Here is a 21879-nt window from a genome sequence, read left to right on the forward strand (position 1 = left end):
TGGACAAACCGCCCGGAAACCTCCAGCGAAGGAGGCCGAAGGAAGCGGCCGTTCTTTGAAACCTCCACAGCGTGATCCACCGCAGCACGACAGCCGTGACCACACCGGCTGAGGTGAGTGGAGATCAGCCGGCCGAGAAGGGGCCCTACGCCCACGACGTATCGCGCAACCGGCTCAAAAGAACGACGCGGCAGACATTCACCGCACACCGTCCGGGACTGTCCTCCCCGGCGTAGCGGTCCGCGTCTAGATGAGGTCAACGCGCGCTGGAAACGCGCACCGGTTCACCAGTAACCGCAGTCGTCGACGCCCGCGCACACCACGGCGAGCGCCGACGGCCGCGGCCACTGGCACCAACCCCCGCCCCGCTACTCACCACATCCACGGCAACGAGATAGCCGGGCGAACACCATCCCGCTTGCCCGCCACATCGAGCAGCGAACCTGAAGGAGGAACCTATGGATTGGCGCTTCCGCGCGGTCTGTAAGGAAAAGGACCCAGAGCTCTTCTTCCCGATCGGCAATACCGGACCCGCGCTCCTCCAGATCGAGGAAGCCAAGGCCGTCTGCCGCACTTGCCCCGTCATGGAGCGGTGTCTGCAGTGGGCACTCGAGTACGGCCAGGACTCCGGCGTCTGGGGCGGCCTGAGCGAAGACGAACGCCGCGCCATGAAACGGCGCGCCGCCCGCAATCGGGCGCGCAACGCCAGCGCCTGAGCCACAGACCGCTGGCTCCGTCCCTTGCTCAAGCCAAGCGGTAGGACAGCGGTCGCCCATGACTCCGAAGCAGCCCCGGGGCGCCATTCCCCGGGGCTGCGCACAGTTCCTCGGCTGACAAGGAGATTCTGTGACCAGCAACATCATGACACGCCCGGCGCCCCGCCCCATCAGAATGGGGCGACAGGCCATCGATCCCGATGCCGCCGCAGGAAGCCGCGGAGACTCCAGTCGCCGCACGCCGACGGCCGACGAAGAGAAAGCGCTCGGCGAGCTGGTGACGCACCTGCGCCAGGACGGTGACGACCGGGCGCGCCGCGGTGGACGAAGCGCCGCCCGTACCGCGCAGGAGCGCAGGAACAGGGTAGACGGCCGGCTCATCGCGGTAGCCGACCATCTCGACTCCCACCGACCTGCTGACCGGATGGCGGGCGCAGCCCTGCGGCTCATCGTCGAGCGCCTGGTGGCCCCGGTTGACGTCGAGATTTTCCTTCGTCTCGTACCGCCCACGCAGGGAATGCCGCGCGGGATTTACGCAGCGCGTCTGCGTGAGCTCGCGGTCGCATCGACTCTGGCTACCGCCTGACCCACCGCGTTGCCGGGACGCGAGATGTCCCGAAGTCGTACGCAAATGCCCTGACCCGGAGTGTGTGCTCTGGGTCAGGGCCTGCCCGCAACCTCACTGAACTGAGGAGCAGCCGTGTCCAATCCTACCGATCACTCCGATCCTTCCCCGTCCGATGCCGAGAAGGCCGAGCCCGCCCGGTCGACGGCCGAACCGTCCACCCTCCGTGCTCCTTTGCCGACGGTCCCCGCCCGGGTGGCCGCCGCGAGGTACCACAACACGGTTGGTTCGCACTGATGGGCAGGCACAACTTCCACTTCGCCGACCGGCGCAGCTTCAGCCGCCGCACGGACACCGGCGGATCCGCCCTCCCTGCCTCCAAAACGCGCGGCGGGCTGCTCCGTAGGGGGACCTGAAATGGACACACAGCAGCAGGTATCCCGGGGAGCGGATGAAGACGTGGGCGCCAGTCGGCGCCCTGCTCTGTTCCACCGAGACCCCAAGGGCGGCAGCCCCATTCCCCTGGACGGCGCCGCAGTTCAAGCGGCCGTGCTGGATGCGCGGGAGCGGCGCCGGCGCCTGTTCGTCCACCAGCAACCGATTCGCCCTGAGCTCGCCGAAAAATACGCAAACAGGGCGCTCCTGAAGGAAGGGGTGACCGGATGACCCTGCACAGCACCTCCACGCAGGCCGGAGCGAAGCCGGCAGCCGAGGGACCGCGCGAGTCCCTCGTCCGGCAGGCTGCGGAGGCCATCGACGCCTTCTACGACGCGGCCGCCGCTGGCAAGGCCGATCTGGCCCCTGAACATCAGAGTGCCGCCGCCCAGACGCACCGCGCCCACCAGTTGGGTATCACCGACGTGGAGATCACCACTGCCCGCCGGAACGGCGGCATGGTCACCCTCTACGTCGGCAGGCACCGGCTGTCCGGCGCCGCAAGCCAGCCCCGACTGTGCGAGGCCGATGCCCGAGCGTTCTGCGAAGAGCAGGTTCGGCGCGACGAGCAGGACGCACCCCTGGAATGGTCGCCCGACCCCGAAGGCGAATGTCCCCGTGAGTTGTTCACCGAGGACGATCGGGGCGACCTGCGCGAAACGGGCTACAGCATCCAGCCCGTGTCCGTCCTCCTGGTCTTTGATCCCGGCCCCCCGGCCCAGCACGGTGTTTGACCTGATCGTCGGCCAGCAGGGACACGCGCCGCCGGACGACCGCCTGTTGACGACACATCAGGCACCCGAGCCACACCACAGATCACCTGGGCTCCGCCAATCGGCGGGGCCCTCTCACATGAGGAGTCCCATGAACCGCACAGCACGCATAGCCATCGCAGTCGCCGCGGCCATCACCGGCCTCGGGCTGGCCACCACCACTGCCCAGGCCGCCATCCCTAACCCGGGCCCCACCGGCACCCACACCGAGACGCGGATCGACCCGGCCACCGGCCGGCCCGCCCCGGCGCGGATCACCGAGTACCCCAGCATCACCATCCGCCCCGGCGGTCAGCAGAGCGCGTCCACCTCGATCGCGCCGGCCCCCGGCACCGACGGTCTCTTCCTGCGCGCCGCCAACGGTGGAATCAAGGGCCTCATGGCCGAAGGTGACCAGGCGCGCTTCCTGGCCTGCCACCCGACGAACCCCAACTTGGCCTTGGTCCGTCAGGTCACCCACGGCCACGGCGGGTGGGGCGCCTACGTGGGATACGTGAAGATCAGCGCCACCACGGAGCCCGGCCGCATCCCCTGCGCCGGATAGCCGGCGTCGCTCGCGCCCGACCAGAGGACAGCCAGCAAGAGGATCCCCGCGCCGAGCAGGCGGTGGGCTCCCCCGCTGTCATTTCCCTCGGGCAGCTCATGTCCCAAAGCACTTTGAACTGCGCGCCGGTCAACGGCCGCCCACCGCGGGTCGGGCCTCTCACGAGGCCCGACCCGCGCTTTTTTGTGAACGGAGGCAGGCGTGTCACGCAACAAGAAGAGGAGCCGGAAGCCGTCGCCCAAGCCGCGCCCGCGCCAGCTGTCCCCGGCTGAGCAGCCCAGCCTCGGCCAGGGCGACGCTGTCATCGACGATGGCCGCCACAGCGCCGCGAAGTTCGTGCTGCATGCCCGGCTGGCCTCGGCGGCCCGCGGAAGGTGCGCTCAGCTATCGGCCGAGGCGACGGCAGCCGAGGCCCGCGCCCGGGCTGACGCAGTGCTCACAGACGCCGAGCAGAGGGCCCATGAACTGACCGCCGAGTCCAAGCAGGCCGCCCAGCTGCTCCTGGACCGGGCCGACAGCGAGGCGCGGCGGTATCTCGATGAGGCCGGCGAGCGCGCAAATACAGTCCTTTCCGAAGCCTCGCTCCGGGCCGAGTCCCTGAGGGCGGAGGCCGAAGCGGATCGCCAGGACGCTGAGCGCTGCAAGGTCGAGGCAGAGGAGGCGGCCGGCGAGGCAAGGGCCGAGGCGCAGCGCGCAGCCGAGGAGGTTCTCCAGAAGGCGGGCAGCGACGCCGAAGAGATCGTCGAGGCTGCTCGTCGTAAGGCAGAAAGCACCCGGGCCGATGCAGCTGTGGCAGCTGAGCGCCGGCGTGAAAATGCGGAGAAGGCTTCCGCTGATCTTCGTAAGGAGGCCCAGGCGGAGGCCGCCCGGCTTCGCAAGGAGGCCGCGGAGCTTGTCACCGCTGCGCGTTCGGATGCCGCGGAGGAGCGTGCCGCTGCCCAGTCCGAGGTTGAAAGGGTCCGGCGGGAGAGCAGTTGGGAAGCTGAACGCCGGCGTGCCGAGGCCGACGCAGAACTGGCGGACGCCCAGCGACGGGCAGAGGCTCTGCAGGTTGAGGCGGACCGCAAGGTCAAGATCGCCTCGGAGGATGCGGGCCGAGCTGTTGCGGATGCCGAGGCAGAAGCCAAGCGCCTGCTCGAGGAGGCAAAGCGGGAGCGGGCCGCGCTGATGAAGTCAGCCACCGAGTCCCTGGCCCAGGCCAAGGAGCGGGAGACGGAAGCGGACGCTGAGAAGCGTGCGGCGAAGGTTGATCGGGAACAAGCAGCCGAGCTGATGCGTCAGGCGACTGATCGCACCGAGCGTCGGCTGGCACGCAAAGCGCTTCGTGAGAACGATCGTGACCGTCGTCGGGACAAGGCCAAAGCCCGCAAGCTGGAGAGGAATCGACAGCGGGATCAGCGGCGTGCGGAGCGTCCGTCCCTGTCGGAGCGGACGCGGCGTGTCGTTCGCCAGCACGCCCGGCAGGTAATGGTTGTCGGTCCGATCACCGCGCCGATGGCGGTGGCGTGGACCGGCCAGGCAGGCTTCGCCGAGGACGTCCTCGGCTGGGTCATGCCCTTCACCCTCCTGTTCGCCGCCGGGTGGGAGCTGTCGACCACATTCGTCGGCTGGATGTACCACGAAGCACGGAAGGCCGGCGACGCCGGCACCGTGTACCGGGTCGCGACCTGGGTGTTCGCGAGCGGCGCCGCGGTGATGAACTACTGGCATGCTTCCGGCGCGGTGACAGGCCGGACCTGGGACTGGTCCCAGCGCCGGTACGTGGACCACATCACCTACTGGCACGCCACGCCCAAGGCGGTCTCCTTCGCCGCGATGAGCCTGGTCGGCATCATCCTCTGGGAGCTTTACGCCTCCTTGCTTCACCGCAAGGAGCTTCGTAAGAAGGGGATGGCAGCAAACGCCCGGCCGAAGATCCCCTTCATCCGGTGGCTGCGCTTCCCCCGGCAAGCCTTCACCGCCTGGTCCCTCGCCATCACCGACGCCTCGCTCACGACGCTGGACCTGGTCTGGGACGCGGCGGAGGGCGAACTCGCCCGCAAGCGAGCGATGGCATCTGCGCGGGCCGGGCGCCCGCTTCCGCGGACGTACAGGGTTGTCCCCATCACCGCCACTCTCCTTCCCACCGGCGTGCCGGCCTTCGCGGGAGTCCAGGTTGGACTCGCATCGAAATCCGGCCCAGCACTCCGCGCCGAGACTGAGAGGCGAGACCCAGTTCAGGGGTCTCATGAGAGTGGTCTCAGCGAGGGTGAGACCGACGTGCCCGGTGAGAGTGAGAAGAAGGCTGATGAGACCGGGCCAGGTGAGACTGAGACAAAACCCCGTGAGACCAGTCCGCCTGAGAGTGAGACTGAGGCGCCTGCTGAGATCGGCGCACCTGAGACTCAGCCGCCGACTGAGACGGAGGGTGAGAGCAACGTGGTCTCACTGAGCAGCAAGCAGGCCGAGATCGACTACTTGGTGAAACTCATGCGGGAACGCGGGGGGCCCAAGACAGTCTCACTGGAGGAGGCCAAGAGGTACATCAAGCGCTCCCAGGCTACGGTCGACCGGCGCTTGCGAGATGCTCGCGAGCTCGTCAGCGGCTCAAAGGGCGGGAAGTCTGAGATTGGTTGAGTCTCAGGTCTCATTGCCACTGAGACCTGAGACTGCAGTCGCGGTCTCAGTCTCAGGCCGTGCCTCAGTCTCAGTCTCAGTGAGGGTGAGACCCGTTCCGTGAGACCCGGGTGAGACTGAGACTCGCCCTGAGACCTATCGCGTGAGACCGGATCGCTGAGACTCACTTCGCGAGCTGAGAGTTCCGGTCTCACGCAAGTGAGACCGGAGTTAGTTCGCGAGACTGAGAATCAAAGCCTGGAACTGAGACAAGGCCAAGTGAGACCAGCCCCGTTGAGAACGGATGAGACTGGCCGCTGATTCGCAGTTGGCCGGGGTCAGCGATGAGACTGGGCTCACGACTAGTGAGACCGGCCGGATGTTCGTGCGTTCCAGGCCGGCGGCCCGCTCAGGGGGCACATCGCAGCTGCTTTGCCGCCCGATCTGCATCTGCAGTGCTACTCGTTGCCCGCCAGTGCGGCAGAGCGTGTCGCACTGGCTACTGCTTTCCCCACCACGCCGGTAGCGCCTCGGCCTATAAGCCCAGGTAGGAGCCGTATAGGCGGTGGTAGGCGGTGGTAGGTGCGCGACTTCGCCCCTCCACCGCGAGGGGAGCGGCCGCTCGGCGGCCGCGCCATGCCATTCGATCCCGACGGAGCTCCCATGCCCTGGCGCCCCATTGCCCGCCTCGCGGCGCACCTCAAGCACCTCAAGACCTGGAGCGCGCACTGCCGCTTCCCGCACGATCCACACCCACCCGAACAGGACCGCCCTGTTCCTCACAGCGCAGCAGGAGATGACTGCAATCTCAGCGAGGACACACCTGCAGGTGATCCCACCGGGCCAGCGGCCTGTCTCACGGTTGTCCCCGACGACCCTCGGATGCCCGGTGACGACGAACTCGAGGCCCAGCGCCGCGTGATCGATGCGATGCGCACCTGGGGGTGGGAGCGCATGACAAACCCCCACACGAAGTGATCTTCAAAGGGGTTCAGGTGCCGTCGGGCCTGACGGAACTACCGGCTCGTCCCGGTGCCGCCGCGGCGCGCACCTGCCTTGGCGCTTATCGCCGGGGACGTCTCGCGAGCACCGGCCATCCCCACAGCTCCCTTCGCTACTGCCAGGGGACTCCGCTGCTCGGGATCGCACCACCCGGCACTGCGCCGAGAACCGTCTGTACGCCAGCTAGGAGGCACGATGAACGCAATCCGGTGGTGGAGCTCCCACCGCCCTACCGAGGGCGCCCAGGAGGGCACACAGGCCGTCTCTGGAACCGCCAGCGACGAGCGCGAGTCGTGGCTCACCCGCATCGGTGCTCTCACCTCCCCGCGGGAGGCTGAAGCCCCTGCCCCCCGCGCCACTCGCGTACAGATCGCGCCGCAGATCGCCGTGGAACCGCCGTCGGTCTGGAAGGAGCCGCGCGAACTCGCCCTCGCCGACGAGCAGTCCCAGCCCACGACGGCCACCGCAACGAAGGCCGCCATCGCCGTCAACGACGGGCACAACGTCGATGGTGCAGTAAAACGGCTCGGGGACTGGATCGCGGCAGCGACCGGAGGCTCGAAGCCGACCGTTGTGCCGCCAGCACAGCCTGAAGAGAGTCCGGTCGAGAAGGACCTGGAGCTCGAAGAGCGGATCGCCCAGATCTTCGGCCGGGCGGTCGAGCAGCTCGGCGACCTCTACCGCGACGACCAGGCGCTGGACGTGCCCCACCGCGTCCGCGACCAGCTCAGCGAGTGGTACCACGACGAACAGCCAACGGAGCAGCAGCGCGACGGGGGTCGGTGGCGCCATTCGGGCGGAATCTGGCGGCTGCTGTATACGGGCGCTATCGGGTGGGTCTCCTGGCGCCTGACCATCCCGCATCACGTCAACCACCTGATCTGGGACTTCGCCGAACAGGGCGAGGGCATCGGCGGCGGCATGGTCATCGGCGGCGCAATTGTCCTGGTCAGCTCCCTGCCGGCCGTGTGGTGCATACGCCTGGGCCGCTCCTACGACAACAGTCTCGGCGAAATCCTCCGACACCGCGTGACGCTGTTCGCACCCCTCGTCGGCGGCATCGGCAGCGTCCCCCTGCTCGGCTCGATTCTCGGCCTTGCCCTCTACACGCCGGGCCTCGGCGTCCACCTGTAAACGGAGCTTCCACCACCATGATCAATTACATCGATATAGCAGCCCCCGCCGCCAGCGAGGGTTTGGGCAGCTTCTTCGGCACGATCGGAAGCGGCGGAATCGCGCTGATCCTGACCGCAGTTTTGTACTTCGGCATCAAGGAGCCCAAGAGTAAGGGCGGCGGCGGTCCGAAGGGCAAGGGCGGCGGAGGCGGCGGAGGCACCAAGGTGCGGCACCGGCTCGAATGCGACCCGGCATTCTGGATCGGTTACAGCGCCGGCGTCTTCTACACCGCAGCCGGCAACATCTGGGCACATGCAGGGCAGGCCAGCGTCTCGCTGTCCAAGCTGGTCACCCACCACACCTTCGGTGACGTGGGCCTCGGCGTGGCTGCCGCACTCCCCGCGGTCTACATGTACTACCGCAAGCCCCGGGCGAGCGTGGCCGCGTTCCTGGGCATCTTCTGCGCCACCGCCTGGGGCCGGGCCGGGGGCATCTGGGCGATTCCGCACACCCTCGTCGAAGCCGGGGCTCAGGCGATCGGACTGACCGGCTGATGAGGACCCCACCCGAGGACGATGTCGCCACCACGACGCAGCGAGCCGGCGTCGACGGCCGGACAGAATCGGAGGCTCCCATCGAAGACGACGCCCCAGGCCAGAGCAGGCTTCAGCCCGACGAGCATCGGGAGGAGCCCCGCTCTGGGGCTGGCACGCCCGCCCCGGACTCCCGTGCCGAGCCGGAGCTCCGTGCGCCCTGGGTTCTGGCGCCCTGTAAGCGGCTGGCGGAGCGGACGCGGGCCCTCGCGCAGCAGGCGATCGAGCGGATCCTTGAGTACGCGAACGACCCACCCGACGAAGGGGAACGCCCGCGCCTGTCGGTGCGCGCACTGCTCGCTGAACTCGGCCGCCCGTTCACGGGCGGCTTTTTCGTTGTGCGGGAGATCGCTGGCGGCACCGTCACCCTCATCGGGATGGGTCTGCGGTGGCTCTTCGAAGACGGCGTCTCCAGCGCTGGCGGCCGGGCCTTTCTCGTCGGTATCGGCATCTACATAGCCAGTCAAGAAATCAAAGAAGACTCGCTGTTTTGGGGCTGGGGCCTGTGCGTCGGCGTCGTGGTGTGGTGGGCGGCCGCCTGGCTCCACTCGCCCCACCGCCAAGACCGCACCGGCCGGCCCCGCCACGATGGACACGAAGGCAGCAACGACGGCGCCGCGAACGACGCCAGCTCCCCGGCGCCTGAGGAGGTGAAGGGCTCCAGCCTGGAGACACCGCGGGAAGTCACCCCGGAAGAGGCAAAAAAGGGACTCATCGAAGTTATCGAATACACCGCGGAGAAGCTGGACTTCCGCCGAACCCGAAAAGGAGTGCACCTTGCCGAGGTTCTCGAAAACCTCCACGAACGAGGGTCTCTCCTGAATTGGGGCGTGAAAGACTTGCGGATCTACTGCGAGAAGGTTCTCAAGGTGGAGATCAAGGATGTGAACCGGAAGGAAGGAGAGAAGCAGAAGAACAAGCCGGGAATCAGGTACGCCGCGCTGTGTGAACTCCTTGACGGGCCGAAGGCCCCGTCGCACTCCGGGAAATCGCCGGCGCACCCGGTGCCGGACCTGACCCGCGTGGTCCCCATTCCGGGCGGCGGGACACCGGCCCTGCACGGTGCCCCCGACCCGTCCGGCGAGTGAGGCCCTGGGCCCGCCCCCGCCGGCCGCCCGGCCGGCCCCCGGCCGCTGCTTCAAAGGTGCGGCCGGGGGCCGGCCGGCGCCTTCCCCGCCCCCACCCCCGCGGGTCACCACCGTCACCTACCTAACGCACCTACCGGGCCTGTGACCTGCAAGTACTACCGGCCACCTACCACGCCTACCCGTGACCTACCCTTCCACCTACCGGTAACGTCCAGCACCCAACCACCCCCATACACAAGGGAGCTGACGTGCTGCCGTTTCGCTACGTCCACCGCTGCGGCCACTGCCGCACCACCTCACGTGAGCGTTTCCGCTCCCTCGGCGCAGCTGAGGAAAAGCAGCAACAGCACCGCGACGAGTTCCACGGCGGAGACGTCCCCGACCACGACTACATCGTCCGCATCCCCTTCGACCGCTCACGGCGAAGGGGCATCGACACCCCATACGTTTCAGCAAAATTCGTCCTGATCGTCCTCGCTCTGCTGTTACTTGCCGCCCTCAATCAATGCAGGTAGCGGCATTCCAGCTTCCTCGCGCCCGGTCCTTGATAGGCAGAGTTGGTGCGCCGCTGTGTGAGTGACCGATCCCGAGAAGAGCCGTGCTTCTACCGGGTGCGGTCCGTCATTCGAAAGGAATCCGCCCGTGCCGGAGGAGAAGCCAGCTGCGTCCATGCGGGGATCAATGCCAAGGGTCGTGATTGACCCTGGCCTTCCGGAGCACATTCAGAAAGCAATCCTGGACTCCGGGCACCAGGATCTGCTGGCCCCCGCACCGGATTCAGAGCCAAGTCCCTGGTGGGGCCTGTGCGCCCCCATCCGGACGGAGAGGGCGCTCTTCGGCGTCATTGCCTTGAGCTGGTTCCTGCCCCTCGGACGGCACGTCGTCGGGCTGGACGGGGCGTCCGTCTGCAGTTGCGTCGCGGTCGCGATGGCCTACTGGTCGGCACACGCCGTCGCGAAGCGGAAGGCCAGGATTGCTCACTTGCGTCAACTTCGCGACGCGCGCGAGCACTACGTCGTCCCCGAAGACCTCGACAAGTCCACACGTGAGCTGGTGGCTCGGGCGCACTCGGCGATGCACACGATCTCTCGCTCGTCCGCGCACCGCGAGGGGCTCATCGACCATCAGCGCGATGAACAGCGCTTTCCCTTCGAGGCGTGGGAGATCGCCTCGGACCTGGCGGTCTACAGCCGGATGGTCAAAGAAGCGCCGACTCAGGGCAAGAGCGAGAGGGCTGAGAAGCAGCTCCAGGAGCTGCGTCGGAAGCTGGCCCTCGCCCTGGACGCCATCAAGGACAGGGTCCTGGCACTGGAGGCATACGCCGACGAGGCTGTCGAAGCCGACCGGAAGCATGCCGAGCGCCAACAGCGTCAGGAAATCGCTGCCAGGGACCAAGCAGTGCTCGACCTCATGGCGAACTCTGCTCGCCATGACCGCGCGTCCGCTGAGATGCGCCGTGCGGCTGAGGAAACTGCCGCCGTCTCGGAAGCCTTCGACAGCGCAATGCGGTCCACGGAACCGGGCGCCGACGTGATACGCCCGCTGTCCCGAGAAGCGGATTGATCTGGTCCCGATGGCATCGGCACGTACGCCGTGCTGCCGGCGGTTCGGGGCACCAGCGATCCAGAACACGAAGAGGGGTCCGACCTGCTGCGCAGGTCGGACCCCTCTTTTTGCTTTTCCGGCGGCGGTCTCAGGAAGCGGTGGCTGTTGCAGCGCCGGCAGCGTGTTGCTCAAGGCCGAGGGCACAGTCCATGCGGGCGGCGTGGTCCTCGGCCAGGAGGTCCAGGAACGAGAGAGTGTGGCCGAAGCGGTAGGTCGCCCAGTCCGGGCGGATCTCCAGCCTGTCCTCGGTGCGAGAGCGCAGGGCCTGCAGGCCGTAGCTCCACTGCTGGGCGGTGGGCAGTTCCTCCCATGCCTGGAGGATGTCGTCGGAATCGGCGTCGGGGCCGGCGTGGGTGTTGGCCCACGGCCCCCAGGGGGACGGGAAGGCTGCGTTGGTGGAGACGACAACAGGGCTGTCGTCGCGCTTGCTCAGGAGATCCCTGGCTTCTTCCCAGCCGAGCCCGGGTCGGTAGAGCCCGGTGTCCAGGCCGTCTTGCACAACCTGGGCGAGCCACTGGCGGTTGGGGCCGTCGACCCAGCAGTTGCTCTCGCACTGACCATGCAGGCGGGCGGCGAGTTTGACCGGGTCGCTGCCGAGCGAGTGCGCGGTGTTGAGCAGCAGCGTCAATGGGTCAAGGTCGTGATTCCGGTAGGTGGCGATTGGGTCTTCGAGGACTGAGAACGTGGCGCGGGCGTACTGCGCCTGCCAGTTGAGGGTGTGCCTGCCTCGCGGCGCGGGCAGATCGCGCAGAAAGTGGTCGTCCGGGAGTAGGTCATAGAGCAGGCCGGCTCGCTCGCCTGAGGCACGGTTCCCCATGAGGAGACCCGACGCGAGGTCGTGGACCAGGATGAGCATCCAGGGGCGTTCGGTGCGGCGAAGCTTCGCGGTGCTGTGGGGATCCTGGAACTGGATGAAGCTCAAGGCTGCTTCCTCGCCTTCGTGTACGGGCAGGGTCATTGAGTTGATGGTCCGGTCGGCAAGCTGAGGCAGGCGCGCTCTGACAGGACGGCTACGGCTTCCTTGGGCACGTCGATGATGTGCCCAATCAGTCGCATGGCGCGATGGTAGGCGAGTTGGCGCTCGTGGCTGTTGCCGTCCTCGTCGAGGGCGGTGGCCAGCAGCAGGCGGGCCTGCTCGACCGCTCGACGCTCATGCCGCGGCAGGAGCGTTGTGCCTTGTTTGCGGGCGTGCCGGTCAGCCGATGTCCAGGCGATTTCAAGCTCCCAGAGTGCTGTCCGGTAGTCGCTGCGGGAGTCAGCGCGGGCTTCGCGTGCTGCTTCGAGCGCGCGGATGAGCCTTTCGGTTTCGGGGACGGTGACATCGCCGAGAGCGGGACGGTCCAGGACTGCCAGCACGTCCGTGGTGAAGGCCGCGTAGGCGTCCAGGACGCGGTCGTGGCGAGCCTCGGTCTCTGCCCGCCGCTTGCGATCCGTGGCGCGGCGGTGACTCGCCTGCCGCAGGGCGAGTGCGATGGCGATGACGCTCGCCAGAATGAGAGCGCCGGCGGCACACATCGCGAGCGTCCTCCATGGGACATCGATGCCTGCGGCACTCGCGTCGTCGTCGGGCTGCGGCCGGTGCGATCCAGGGGTGGCGGGAGTGCTGTGGTCTCCGGTGATTGCGTCTATGTACGCGCCGGGCGCGTTGGTGATGAGCTGTGGGAAGAGCGCCAGTCCCGCCAGGAGGACGCAGGCGAACAGCAGGGGCACTATGCCGGCCCTCTCCCTTCTGGCCCACATGCCGAAGGTGCGGACGGCGATGGCGAGGAGGAGCAGGTTGGCCAAGATGGTGACGATGTACTGCATGGGCCCTCACAGGTCGCCGCTGACTGGGCGGCGGTCAGCCGCTTGATTGACGATGCGGCGGCCTGCCTGTGGATAGAGGACGGCGCCGGGCGGCAGTCGGGAGATGCCGACTGCCGCCCGGTGGGCCCGTCAGATTTTGTCGCCGATGTGGACCTTGTTCCAGAGCTTCTTGCTGACCTTCTTCCAGCCGATGCGGTCCCCGTCCTTGAGCTTGAGCTCCCAGACCGCGGGGTGGTGCTCGACGTCGGTCTGGACCCGGCCGGCGAACACCCGGTCACAGACCCTGCGTGTCTTGGGAGCGGCGGGCTTCTTCTGGATTTTGGGGCCGCTTGGCTTGCTTCGGCTGCCACTGGAGCCGCCGAAGCTGCCGCCGCCGCGCGAACCACCGAAACTGCCACCGCGCGAACCACCCAACGCCGTCTTGACGGCGAGCGAGATGGGGGCGGCATTGGTGGTCACGTTGCGGCAGTTCCTCTGGCGGTAGGTGTCGCTGTAGATGGGCGTGTCGGGCCGGGCGGCGTGGCCGCGCTTGTCCTTCACGAGGCCGTGCTTGATCGGGGTGGAACCGCTGCATGCCGTGAGGAGAACGGCGGCTGCGGCGGTCGCGCTGGCGAAGGCGATGCGGTTGGCGGAGGAAGTCATCGTGGATACCTCTCTTCAGTTGGCGGAACCTGGCCGGGGCGTGCTGGAGCCCTCGCGCGGTGGGCCGGGTGGACGGCGGCGTTTCGTACGGTGCGGGAGGTGTGCTGTGGACAGCGGACGGCACGGCGTGGTGGGGCCGGGGCGGCGCGTGCGCGGCCGCCCCGGGCAGTCCACGGCGTCAGGCAGTCAGGGTCTGCACTTCGCGGATCCTCTTGGGGCCTTCGCCGTCGCCGTCGTCGACGGTGTAGCGAAAGGTGAGCTCTCCGCGGATGTGCAGGGCCTGGTGAACGGCCTTGGTGACGATGGCGTCGAGTCGGTCGGTGGCGGGGATGTCGGCCCCGCAGGTGCAGGCGACCCGGAGTCGGCGGCCGCCGTGAGCGTGGCAGGCGCGTCCGGAGTTCCGACCGGTGCCTTGGTGGGGGCCGGTCATCGGACAGGTGGTTCCGTCCTTGTGCAGGCCGTCGATCCGCGTGGTGTGGGCGGACTTCTTCTTTTTCACAAGTCTCCATTGGGCGAGTCCGGGCTGGCGGAGTGAAGAGGCGCCCGGCGGGATGAGTGCGAGGCGGCAGGGGTGTCTGGCGCCTGGAAGCGGGAGAGGGCAGCGGCCGCGAGGCCGGTCTCACCGCGTTGACAATTAAGATATTACATTGAAGATCGCGAGACCTCAAGCCCGCAGGTGAAAGTGCGCTCGCTACTCGACAACTTAACTTTGACATCGTTTACGTCTTGATGTAATATCTTAATTGTCAGAGATCGCCGGATGGGAGGGGCCCAATGACCAACGAGACCGACCCCCTTGAATCCATCAAGGCCCGCATGGCGCAGGTTCGTCTGAAGGCCATCGAAGCCCGCGCCAACGGCGACTCCCGCGCCGAGAGCACCCTCGACGGCGAGCTGTCTCGCCTTGGCCAGATGCTGCGGAATCTTCGTCCCGCTCCGCGCTACCCGGACGATCGCTGTTGCACCTCGTGCCGGTGACCTGCCGTGCCGGTGTCCCGGACCGGGAGTGGTCCGGGACACCGGCACGGCAGGACCACGGTGCGACGTCCGCACGCTTCCTCGGCTCCGGCCAGGCCCGCCCTACGCCCGCTTCCAACGTCCTTTCAGGGAGGCATTCATGCAGCTCGGCATCACCCGCCACTCCTACAACTGCGTCGACGCCGCTGACCTTGAGCAGTTCATCCAGTCCCAGTACAACCGTCCATACAACGTCGTCAGCGCCCTGCAGACGTTCAACGACAACGACGCCCTGCACATCGCCGAGGTCGCCCTCACCCACACCGCCCTGGACGGCACCGGCAAGATCGTCCATCGACCGGGCGTGGGCCCGGAAAGCCTCGCGCAGATAGCGGCATGGCAGACCGGCGAAGGCGGCGAGCCGACACCCGAGATCCTGCTGAGCGACCTGGCCAGCCGCAACCTCATCCCTGCCGGTGACTACCTCATCGACATCTGCTGGTGACAGAGCCGGGCCCCGCCCGCGCCCTTGGGCGGGGCCCTTCTGCCCCTCCCCGCGAGCGCCTCGCCAGCTCCGCCCGCCTCGCCCGGCTCGCCGCTCAAGGCGCGGGCTGGGCCGGCGGTCGCAGCATCCAACCTCACCGCTCGCGTACGAGCAATGGAGATCGCTCCCGTAAATTCCCGTGCCACCCCTCCGGAGCCCATGTGATTCATCAGCGCCCCCTGGGCCCCCTCCAGCAAAGAGCGTTGATCAACCTCGCCGCGCTCAACTCCGGCTCTTGGAAGCGGGGTTGTGGTTGGCAGATCGGAACACCCTCACAGACCGAACGCATCCTGGACTCGCTCGCAGAGCGAGGCTTCGCCTCGAAGACCACTGCCAGCGGCCGTTTCGACGCGACAGAGGCAGGACTCAACTACCTCGGCTGGTACACATGCCATACCTGCACCCGGCTGACCCGCCGGCCCCACCGGGGGCACTTCCTGGGCACCGACCGCCACATTCGCTGCCAGATGTGCTTCAAGGAGACCTCCATCGGGCTGTGCGAGCGTTGCTCGGGCGAGTGCCAGAGTTTCCGGCCAGGCCCTCGCGTCAGCGTTTACCACCTCGCCGTCAGCCGTATCTGCCACGACGTCCTGATCACCGCGACCGCCGGACAGGACTGCGGGCCTGTCCATGTCCCTGCCCTGCACTGAGCAGCTGGACCAGGGCTCGCTCGTCCCGGTCGCCTTCTCCCGGCCGCGGCAGGGCATACCACCGCTCTTGCCGGGCCCGTTCCCAACTCACCGCTAGGAGCAACTTGTCCCGCTACACCCAGATACCTCAACCACACGTCCCGGCCCCGAGTACCGCATGGCAGTGGGCCGCGGACTTCGACCAGACAGCCGACGACATCGAGGCCGGGCAGACCCAGCCGGCTTTGGACTATTCCGGCCGTCCCTTCCGGCCCGCCGATCACCGCTCTCTTGCCGCGGCGCTGCGCGTCAACGCGCTGATCGGAGTCCTCACGATCGACGGCGTGCCGGCGATGGGCGAGGGGTGGGCTCTGTCCCCTCACCCGGTCCGCGTGACCCAGCAGGGCAACTCTTTCGGGTTCGGGGACTGCCCGGCCGCGGTGGAATTCCCACTGCTGTCCAGCCTCGACGAAGCCGTCCCCGCGTTCTACCGGGCTCTCGCCCGCACCGTACGAGGGTGCCGCTTCGGGGAGAAGAACCCGTTTGGCTCCCCGGCGTGGACCCACACCCCCTGTCAGCCCTGCTCCCAGTGGGCCGATCAGTACCTCGCAGAACTCATTCCGGCATCCTGACCCTGTCCCGCACCGGCCTGCGTCCCTGACTACGGGGCGCTCGCCGACAGCGACTCGGCCGCGTGCCCACGCGCAACAGGATCCCGATGCGGCACAGCGGTTGCCGCCCCACACCGGTCAAGGTAATATCTTAATTGTCAACAGGGATCCCTTTTGGGATGTGTCCCCTCTACAGCGCAGTTCCGCGCCGCGCTGGATCACCCAGCCCACCCACCGCAAAGGAAGGAGAGCACACCATGCCATCGGCGCAGCCCCACCAGGCCACGGCGCCCGAGGCCGCTTACGTGCCCCGGCCGAACGCAGAGCGCTGGGACGTACGCCTGGCCCGGACGGTGCTCACCACCCGCACCCACTACGCCGACATCGACAACCAGCTCGTTGCGCCCGACGGCTTCTCGATCGGGCCGCACCAAGGTGACGTGCTGGTGCAGTGGACGCAGGACCACAACTTTGCCGTACCGCGCCGCCCCGGTCGCCGCCGGCGGTGGGACGCCGCCCTCGACCAGATCGAGGAGGCTCTGGAGGACGCCGGCTTCACCGGTCTGCGCCGCACGGTCAAGTCGGTCCAGGCCCGTGCCCCCCTGTCGGCCACCGCACAGACCATCGCCCGTGTCCACCCCACGGACGCGCCCTGGAAGTTCACGGACACTGTGTGCTTCGAGGGGTACGACCGCAAGACGGTAGGCGGCTTGGTCGGTCTCCTCGACAACTGTGGCTCCCGTTCTGTCCTGTTCGCCACCGACGCGCAGGGCACCCAGGTCGGGAGCGGGTACCGCGACCGCCCCCACGCGGTCCACGGCCTGGCCCACCACTACGGCCTGCCGATGCCGCTGCTGATCGTCCAAGAGCGCGACGAGGACCGGTGAGCCCGCCTGCCGGCAGTATGAGCTGGCTGCAGCGCGCCGCGCTGGCCTCGGCACGGGTGCACCACGCCGGCCATGTGCCGGCAGCCATTCGCGGGCAGGAACTGCAGGCACTGGCACATCGCGGCCTGGTGGAGGCCCTCCCGGGCATCGAGCTCGTGGACCTCCACCGTCCCTGCATCGCAGCGCAGTTCCGCATCACAGCTGCGGGCAGGCGCCGGGCCGAAGCCACACCGCGACCGCAGCTGATTGTGGTGCCGTGCGCCTCCCGCAAGAGCGACCAGGCCGTGGCGGCCGCCGAGCAGATGTATATCGGCAGCTACCACCTCGCCGCGCGCAAGGCCGCCTTGGCCGTGATCGGCAGCAGAGAGCAACTTCTCGTCCTGTCAGCAAAGTTCGGGCTTCTCAGACTGTCCGATCACATCCTCGCCTACGACCTGACATCCGGGCAGCCCGGCACCGTCGGGCCCCAGGCCCTGCGCGAGCAGGCCCACCACCTGGCGGTCACCGGCTGCCGCGTGACCGTCCTTGCAGGACTCCGCTACGCCGCGCTGGCCCGCCACGTCTGGACAGATCTCCATCACCCCCTGGCCGGTGCGCGGGGCATCGGAGACCACCTGGCCTACTTCGCCACCCAGTACGGCCCGCCGGCAGAGGCCCGGGAGACGACGGGCGGCCGGACCGTATCCACAGGCCCGACCCGTCACTCTCACACCATGCGCCCCGCCAGGGCGATCTCGTCCTCAGGAGCCATCACATGACCTACACGCCCGAACCCGCGACTGTACGCCAACTGGCCACCCAGATCCTGGCGGCCGCAGTGGACGACATCAGCTCCGAGACCGTCGCGGACACCGTCCTCTACGCGGACAACGTCCCGGCCGATCCGCAGGAGTTCGCCCTCCTGCGCGCTGCGGTCGATGAGGCCGTCAGTAATGCCCACGTCAGCGTCAGCTGGCCGGAGGCGCCGGCGTAGCCGTCGTCCCAGCGCTTCCCCGTCCTTTGGGCCACAGCCCGATCCGAGCAAAGCGAGACCCATGTTCAACAAGCTGTTCTCCCGCCCCGCCCTTCAGTCCGCCCATCCCGTATCCCCCGCTACCACTCCGGCCCCGCCGCCGGTCCCGGTGCGGCGGACGTCGGTCATCGGTCTCACCAAGAAGGCTGAGGTCAGTCTGCGCAAGCACGAACTGAGCGGACAGCGGGCCGCTGTCTACTTGGTCCTGGACCGGTCCGGTTCCATGCGAAAGCACTATGCCAACGGCTCCGTCCAGTATCTCGCCGAACAGGTGCTGGGGCTGGCCCGTGGCCTCGATGACGACGGCAACGTCCCCGTGGTGTTCTTCTCCACCGGCGTCGACGGCACCACCGAGGTCCATCTCGGCAACTACGCCGGCAGGATCCAGGACGTCCACCAGGAGCTCGGCTCCATGGGGCGAACGCACTACGCGAAGGCGATAGCCCACGTCGTCAAGCACCACCTCGCCTCCGAGGCTCACGCCCAGGGCATCCCCGCACTGGTGGTCTTCCAGACCGATGGTGGTCCCACCAACCGGGACGCCGCCGAGGCGGCCCTGCGCGCGGCCTCGGTCTACCCGTTGTTCTGGAACTTCGTCGGCTACGGAATGAAGATCGACTTCTTGGTCAAACTGGACGAGCTCGGCCACCGAGCCGTCGACAATGCGAGCCACTTCCACGCAGCTGATCCTCATAACGTGGCCGACGAGGATCTTTACGACAGCCTCACCGGAGAATTCCGGGACTGGCTGGTACAGGCCCGCGCCGAGGGAATCGTGCGCTAACCCACCCGCGGGGCCGACCTCCACGGCCGGCCCCTGGACGGAGGACACCTTCATGACGGACACGACCCCCGAACCGTCGTACGCACAAGAGGCCCTGCGCGCCGGCACGCTTGTCTCCGGCCTGCAGCTGCTGCTCGAGCGCATCCAGCGCGAACCGGCCGTCGGTCGGGCACTGGCACTGATCGAGACCACAGATCTGCGAGGCCCGCTTGATCAAGCGGGCCTTCACGCGTTGCTGGCCGAGGCCAAGGCCGAACGAGACCGCTGCCTCGCGCTCGCCGAACGCGACGTCCGGCGCGGCGAGGCCGGCCGCGGGCACGGAGCGACGTGCACCTGCGGCGACTCCGATTCCGCGCACGCCCGGAAGCTCACCGACGACGGCCGGCTTCCCTGCACCAGAAACAACTGCAACTGCCATGACCTCACCTTCGTGTAACCGCCCGCTGCAGACGCCCTCCGTGCGCACCCCTGGCGCCGACGCCCTCCTCGGGCCTGCGGAACAGCCCTGGGCCGTGTGGCTGTCTGCCTCTGGCGACGTCCTGGAGCGTCCCAACCGCGACGCAGCCCTGGCCACGGCGGCAGCCCGAAATAACACCTACGCCCAGGCCGCTGACGGCCGGCCGCACTACGCGGTGGTCCTGCGCCACGGGCGCCCCTGGCGTGGGGAGGAGACCGCCCCGGGAGCCCGAGTCAGCCCGGACACCCGCAAAGTCCACGTACAGTTCGCCGAGTTGCTGCGCGAGCAGATCCTCGCCGGCCCGCTCAGCCCAGGGGACCGTCTGCCCCCACAGCGTGAGCTCGCCGCGACTTACGGCGTCGGACTCAAGACCGTGGAGAACGCCCAGAAGCTCCTCATGGGCGAGGGGCTGCTCGCCAAGGTCGGCCGCGGCATCGTGGTCACCTCCACGGCGCCCGTGGCGACCCAGCCACTACCCGGGCTCGACCTCTCTCCCGCGCAGCCGGCCGCCGTAGAGGTCAGCCACTTCGGCACGGCGGCCTACCGGCAGTTGGTGCAACGGCTGAAGGAACTCATATCGTCCGGCGATTACCCCGCCGGCTCCGAGTTCCCCACGGCGCGAGCGCTGGCCGACCAGCACGGATACAGCATCTACAGCGCGCAGCAGGCCGTAGGCAGTCTCAAGGACCAACGCCTGCTTGTCGCCGGCCACCGCGGCGTGACCGTCGTGGCCCACACCTCACGTACGGGTGCCGGTGACAGCACGATCCCGGCGAGGGACACCACTGGCGTAATCTCAACCCCGACACACGAATGAAAGACAGGAAGGCACCGTGATCAGCAAGGAACTCATGAGCCTGAGCGACATGGCGCAAGAGCTCGGCGTCGCCTCCGAGGCCGTACAGGGATGGCATCGTTCCGCCCCGGATGACCCGGAACGATCCTCCACGCCCCTCTCCGCGCTCGAAGCCGTCGCCGCGGCCATGCAGATCGCGGTGCCCGAGGCCGAGTCCAAGGAGCCGCAGTATCCGCGGGACGTCTTCGTCGCCTACTGCAAGGCCGTCGGCTACATGGACGAGGTTGGCAACCAGGCCGTCGGATTCATGGACGACGCCGGCAACGTCGTCCCCCCGGAGCAGATCGATCATGTGAAGGTGGGCCGCTACCTTCCGGTCAGTCCGACCATCGAGCCGGGGCCGGAGCAGCGCTTTCGCTACTACGTCAACCACGTCTCCGAATTTACGGGCCTGCCGATCGAAACCGTCCAGCGGTACGCGCGGTGCGAGAGGACCGAACTGTCCTTCCCCGCACCGGACGGCCTGGACGAGGCGGGCCGGCCGTTCTGGTTCCTCCAGACGTTCAGCATGAGCCTGAGCGACATGGCGGAAGAACTCGGCGTCCTCCGCCAGACCGTGCAGAAGTGGCACCGTGCTCCGAAAGCTGGCCGGGCGCGGCCCACGACGCCTGAGTCGGCGCTCAAGGCCGTGGCCGCGGCCATGAAGATGGCGGTGCCCGAGGCCGACCGCGAGCAGCCGCGGTATCCGCGGGCCGTCTTCGTCGCCTACTGCAAGGCCGTCGGCTACATGGACGAGGACGAGAATTTGGTGCCGGAGCTCCAGGCGCGGATCCAGCAGAAGAAGCGGGGCCGCTGGAGGCCGGTCCACCCCACCATCGAGCCCGGTCCGCAAGGGCGCCGGCGCTACTACATCAACCACGCCTCGGAGGTGACTGGGCTCTCCGAGAACAGCCTCAGGGTCTGGGCGACGCCCGGCGTACAGGAATCAGGGGAGCGGTCGTTCCCCGCACCGGACGGGCTGGACGAGATGGACCGCCCGTACTGGTTCCTCGAGACGCTTGGGGGCTACAAGACCCGCAGGAAGCGCTCGGAGCGGATGCTGCCGGCGGAGCCGAAGAACGCAGACGACGCCGGCGGCAGCGCGGAAGGCGCTTCCTCCGACGACGCCTGACCGCGGCCGGCCGGCAAACGGAATCGCGGCGAGACTGCCGGTGCCGGCCCGCATCAGCGTCCGTGCTGAAGCTGTGCCCCGGATCTGGAAGGCAGGTGCCCGCGACGCGCGGAGTTGCGCGTCGCGGGCAGTGTGCGTTTTCGGCCGCTTCGAGCGGGCGGTGCGTGCCACTGGCCGTACGGTCGGTGACGTCGTTGGCCCCAGGGCTGCGACACCGGCCGGCCCGATCGGGGACCTCCCACTGCCGGGCGGAGCCGGGCGGAGCAACGGCGGGCGCGGTCGAGCGCATGACCGCCGTCATCGCCTCGGCCTGTTGCGCGAGCCGACCTGGACTACCTGGGCACGTATGTGCTGGTCGACGAGCCGAGGCCCGTCTGCGCGGGTGGGCGGGCGCCGTCGCTTGTGACGCTTGTGCGTAGGGGCTTGCCGGCCCGTCGTGCGCGGTGTGCCGCCTGTCGGCATGCCGGTCGGCAGAAAACGGCGTCGCGGCGGTGGCCGCGGCCAAGGAGGAAGCGGCGGCCGCAGGCGGGGCAGCGTACGGCGATCGCATC

At 68.2% G+C, this 21879-nt stretch carries 26 protein-coding genes; 22 read left to right on the forward strand and 4 right to left on the reverse strand.

Annotated elements, in window-relative coordinates:
• Nucleotides 1-458: 458 nt before the first annotated feature.
• The 11 genes from ABR737_RS00945 (at nt 459) to ABR737_RS00995 (ending at nt 10990) form a co-directional block, all read left to right on the forward strand.
• On the forward strand, nt 459-716 hold the full coding sequence (locus ABR737_RS00945) for a WhiB family transcriptional regulator (protein ID WP_350248223.1): 258 nt from the start codon (nt 459-461) through the stop codon (nt 714-716).
• A 130-nt stretch (nt 717-846) separates the two neighbouring features.
• Nucleotides 847-1302 carry a hypothetical protein gene (locus tag ABR737_RS00950; protein WP_350248224.1) on the forward strand — a complete coding sequence of 152 codons (456 nt, stop codon included), beginning with the start codon at nt 847-849 and terminating at the stop codon, nt 1300-1302.
• A gap of 396 nt (nt 1303-1698) precedes the next feature.
• Complete coding sequence (locus ABR737_RS00955) at nt 1699-1947, forward strand: hypothetical protein (protein ID WP_350248225.1); 249 nt, start codon at nt 1699-1701, stop codon at nt 1945-1947.
• Nucleotides 1944-2450, forward strand: coding sequence for a hypothetical protein (locus ABR737_RS00960; RefSeq protein WP_350248226.1), 507 nt, complete (start codon nt 1944-1946; stop codon nt 2448-2450). The genes ABR737_RS00955 and ABR737_RS00960 overlap by 4 nt, the downstream gene beginning before the upstream one ends.
• Before the next feature lie 130 nt (nt 2451-2580).
• Complete coding sequence (locus tag ABR737_RS00965; RefSeq protein WP_350248227.1) at nt 2581-3033, forward strand: hypothetical protein; 453 nt, start codon at nt 2581-2583, stop codon at nt 3031-3033.
• A 201-nt stretch (nt 3034-3234) separates the two neighbouring features.
• Nucleotides 3235-5649 (forward strand): hypothetical protein, encoded by a 2415-nt coding sequence (locus tag ABR737_RS00970; protein ID WP_350248228.1) that lies wholly within the window; start codon nt 3235-3237, stop codon nt 5647-5649.
• A gap of 1176 nt (nt 5650-6825) precedes the next feature.
• A complete protein-coding gene (locus tag ABR737_RS00975) occupies nt 6826-7764 on the forward strand; it encodes a hypothetical protein (protein WP_350248229.1) in 939 nt (312 codons plus the stop codon).
• A gap of 17 nt (nt 7765-7781) precedes the next feature.
• Nucleotides 7782-8300: a hypothetical protein gene (locus ABR737_RS00980; RefSeq protein ID WP_350248230.1), complete on the forward strand. Its 519-nt coding sequence runs from the start codon at nt 7782-7784 to the stop codon at nt 8298-8300.
• Between the two features lie 323 nt (nt 8301-8623).
• Nucleotides 8624-9427, forward strand: coding sequence for a hypothetical protein (locus ABR737_RS00985; RefSeq protein ID WP_350248231.1), 804 nt, complete (start codon nt 8624-8626; stop codon nt 9425-9427).
• 248 nt (nt 9428-9675) lie between these two features.
• Nucleotides 9676-9942, forward strand: coding sequence for a hypothetical protein (locus tag ABR737_RS00990; protein WP_350248232.1), 267 nt, complete (start codon nt 9676-9678; stop codon nt 9940-9942).
• A 127-nt stretch (nt 9943-10069) separates the two neighbouring features.
• Entirely contained in the window at nt 10070-10990 is a 921-nt protein-coding gene (locus ABR737_RS00995; protein ID WP_350248233.1) for a hypothetical protein, read from the forward strand.
• Nucleotides 10991-11120: 130 nt separating this feature from the next.
• Here the strand turns inward: ABR737_RS00995 and ABR737_RS01000 are convergent, their stop codons facing one another.
• The 4 genes from ABR737_RS01000 to ABR737_RS01015 form a co-directional block, all read right to left on the reverse strand.
• Nucleotides 11121-11990: a hypothetical protein gene (locus ABR737_RS01000; RefSeq protein ID WP_350248234.1), complete on the reverse strand. Its 870-nt coding sequence runs from the start codon at nt 11988-11990 to the stop codon at nt 11121-11123.
• Nucleotides 11987-12838 (reverse strand): hypothetical protein, encoded by an 852-nt coding sequence (locus tag ABR737_RS01005; protein WP_350248235.1) that lies wholly within the window; start codon nt 12836-12838, stop codon nt 11987-11989. Before ABR737_RS01005 ends, ABR737_RS01000 begins: the two co-directional genes overlap by 4 nt.
• A 129-nt stretch (nt 12839-12967) precedes the next feature.
• Nucleotides 12968-13480 (reverse strand): hypothetical protein, encoded by a 513-nt coding sequence (locus ABR737_RS01010; protein WP_350248236.1) that lies wholly within the window; start codon nt 13478-13480, stop codon nt 12968-12970.
• A 178-nt stretch (nt 13481-13658) separates the two neighbouring features.
• Nucleotides 13659-13979: a hypothetical protein gene (locus ABR737_RS01015; RefSeq protein ID WP_350248237.1), complete on the reverse strand. Its 321-nt coding sequence runs from the start codon at nt 13977-13979 to the stop codon at nt 13659-13661.
• Nucleotides 13980-14254: 275 nt separating this feature from the next.
• Between ABR737_RS01015 and ABR737_RS01020 the strand changes: the two genes are divergently transcribed.
• The 11 genes from ABR737_RS01020 to ABR737_RS01070 all read left to right on the forward strand — a co-directional run bounded on the left by ABR737_RS01020 (nt 14255) and on the right by ABR737_RS01070 (nt 21328).
• On the forward strand, nt 14255-14458 hold the full coding sequence (locus tag ABR737_RS01020) for a hypothetical protein (RefSeq protein WP_350248238.1): 204 nt from the start codon (nt 14255-14257) through the stop codon (nt 14456-14458).
• Between the two features lie 139 nt (nt 14459-14597).
• Nucleotides 14598-14942 carry a hypothetical protein gene (locus ABR737_RS01025; protein WP_350248239.1) on the forward strand — a complete coding sequence of 115 codons (345 nt, stop codon included), beginning with the start codon at nt 14598-14600 and terminating at the stop codon, nt 14940-14942.
• A 200-nt stretch (nt 14943-15142) separates the two neighbouring features.
• A complete protein-coding gene (locus tag ABR737_RS01030; RefSeq protein WP_350248240.1) occupies nt 15143-15631 on the forward strand; it encodes a hypothetical protein in 489 nt (162 codons plus the stop codon).
• Between the two features lie 104 nt (nt 15632-15735).
• On the forward strand, nt 15736-16242 hold the full coding sequence (locus tag ABR737_RS01035) for a hypothetical protein (RefSeq protein WP_350248241.1): 507 nt from the start codon (nt 15736-15738) through the stop codon (nt 16240-16242).
• 236 nt (nt 16243-16478) lie between these two features.
• Complete coding sequence (locus ABR737_RS01040; RefSeq protein ID WP_350248242.1) at nt 16479-17108, forward strand: hypothetical protein; 630 nt, start codon at nt 16479-16481, stop codon at nt 17106-17108.
• Nucleotides 17105-17866, forward strand: a complete 762-nt coding sequence (locus ABR737_RS01045) for a DUF6884 domain-containing protein (protein WP_350248243.1) — start codon at nt 17105-17107, stop codon at nt 17864-17866. The genes ABR737_RS01040 and ABR737_RS01045 overlap by 4 nt, the downstream gene beginning before the upstream one ends.
• A complete protein-coding gene (locus ABR737_RS01050; protein ID WP_350248244.1) occupies nt 17863-18081 on the forward strand; it encodes a hypothetical protein in 219 nt (72 codons plus the stop codon). Before ABR737_RS01045 ends, ABR737_RS01050 begins: the two co-directional genes overlap by 4 nt.
• Nucleotides 18082-18142: 61 nt before the next feature.
• Nucleotides 18143-18904: a VWA domain-containing protein gene (locus ABR737_RS01055; protein WP_350248245.1), complete on the forward strand. Its 762-nt coding sequence runs from the start codon at nt 18143-18145 to the stop codon at nt 18902-18904.
• A gap of 52 nt (nt 18905-18956) precedes the next feature.
• Nucleotides 18957-19340 carry a hypothetical protein gene (locus ABR737_RS01060; protein ID WP_350248246.1) on the forward strand — a complete coding sequence of 128 codons (384 nt, stop codon included), beginning with the start codon at nt 18957-18959 and terminating at the stop codon, nt 19338-19340.
• Between the two features lie 22 nt (nt 19341-19362).
• Complete coding sequence (locus ABR737_RS01065; protein WP_350248247.1) at nt 19363-20178, forward strand: GntR family transcriptional regulator; 816 nt, start codon at nt 19363-19365, stop codon at nt 20176-20178.
• 16 nt (nt 20179-20194) lie between these two features.
• Complete coding sequence (locus ABR737_RS01070) at nt 20195-21328, forward strand: hypothetical protein (RefSeq protein WP_350248248.1); 1134 nt, start codon at nt 20195-20197, stop codon at nt 21326-21328.
• The last annotated feature ends 551 nt before the right edge of the window (nt 21329-21879 follow it).

Source organism: Streptomyces sp. Edi2, assembly GCF_040253635.1.
Taxonomy (GTDB): Bacteria; Actinomycetota; Actinomycetes; order Streptomycetales; family Streptomycetaceae; genus Streptomyces.

What these genes read in the sequence shown, in the direction of transcription:
- ABR737_RS00980 (WP_350248230.1), top strand. Translation starts at nt 7,782, where the DNA reads ATGATCAATTACATCGATATAGCAGCCCCCGCCGCCAGCGAGGGTTTG.
- ABR737_RS01005 (WP_350248235.1), bottom strand. Translation starts at nt 12,838, where the DNA reads ATGCAGTACATCGTCACCATCTTGGCCAACCTGCTCCTCCTCGCCATC.
- ABR737_RS00955 (WP_350248225.1), top strand. Translation starts at nt 1,699, where the DNA reads ATGGACACACAGCAGCAGGTATCCCGGGGAGCGGATGAAGACGTGGGC.
- ABR737_RS01050 (WP_350248244.1), top strand. Translation starts at nt 17,863, where the DNA reads ATGACCTACACGCCCGAACCCGCGACTGTACGCCAACTGGCCACCCAG.
- ABR737_RS00960 (WP_350248226.1), top strand. Translation starts at nt 1,944, where the DNA reads ATGACCCTGCACAGCACCTCCACGCAGGCCGGAGCGAAGCCGGCAGCC.
- ABR737_RS00945 (WP_350248223.1), top strand. Translation starts at nt 459, where the DNA reads ATGGATTGGCGCTTCCGCGCGGTCTGTAAGGAAAAGGACCCAGAGCTC.
- ABR737_RS00975 (WP_350248229.1), top strand. Translation starts at nt 6,826, where the DNA reads ATGAACGCAATCCGGTGGTGGAGCTCCCACCGCCCTACCGAGGGCGCC.
- ABR737_RS01055 (WP_350248245.1), top strand. Translation starts at nt 18,143, where the DNA reads ATGTTCAACAAGCTGTTCTCCCGCCCCGCCCTTCAGTCCGCCCATCCC.
- ABR737_RS00965 (WP_350248227.1), top strand. Translation starts at nt 2,581, where the DNA reads ATGAACCGCACAGCACGCATAGCCATCGCAGTCGCCGCGGCCATCACC.
- ABR737_RS01060 (WP_350248246.1), top strand. Translation starts at nt 18,957, where the DNA reads ATGACGGACACGACCCCCGAACCGTCGTACGCACAAGAGGCCCTGCGC.
- ABR737_RS01000 (WP_350248234.1), bottom strand. Translation starts at nt 11,990, where the DNA reads ATGACCCTGCCCGTACACGAAGGCGAGGAAGCAGCCTTGAGCTTCATC.
- ABR737_RS01040 (WP_350248242.1), top strand. Translation starts at nt 16,479, where the DNA reads ATGCCATCGGCGCAGCCCCACCAGGCCACGGCGCCCGAGGCCGCTTAC.
- ABR737_RS01020 (WP_350248238.1), top strand. Translation starts at nt 14,255, where the DNA reads ATGACCAACGAGACCGACCCCCTTGAATCCATCAAGGCCCGCATGGCG.
- ABR737_RS01010 (WP_350248236.1), bottom strand. Translation starts at nt 13,480, where the DNA reads ATGACTTCCTCCGCCAACCGCATCGCCTTCGCCAGCGCGACCGCCGCA.
- ABR737_RS01025 (WP_350248239.1), top strand. Translation starts at nt 14,598, where the DNA reads ATGCAGCTCGGCATCACCCGCCACTCCTACAACTGCGTCGACGCCGCT.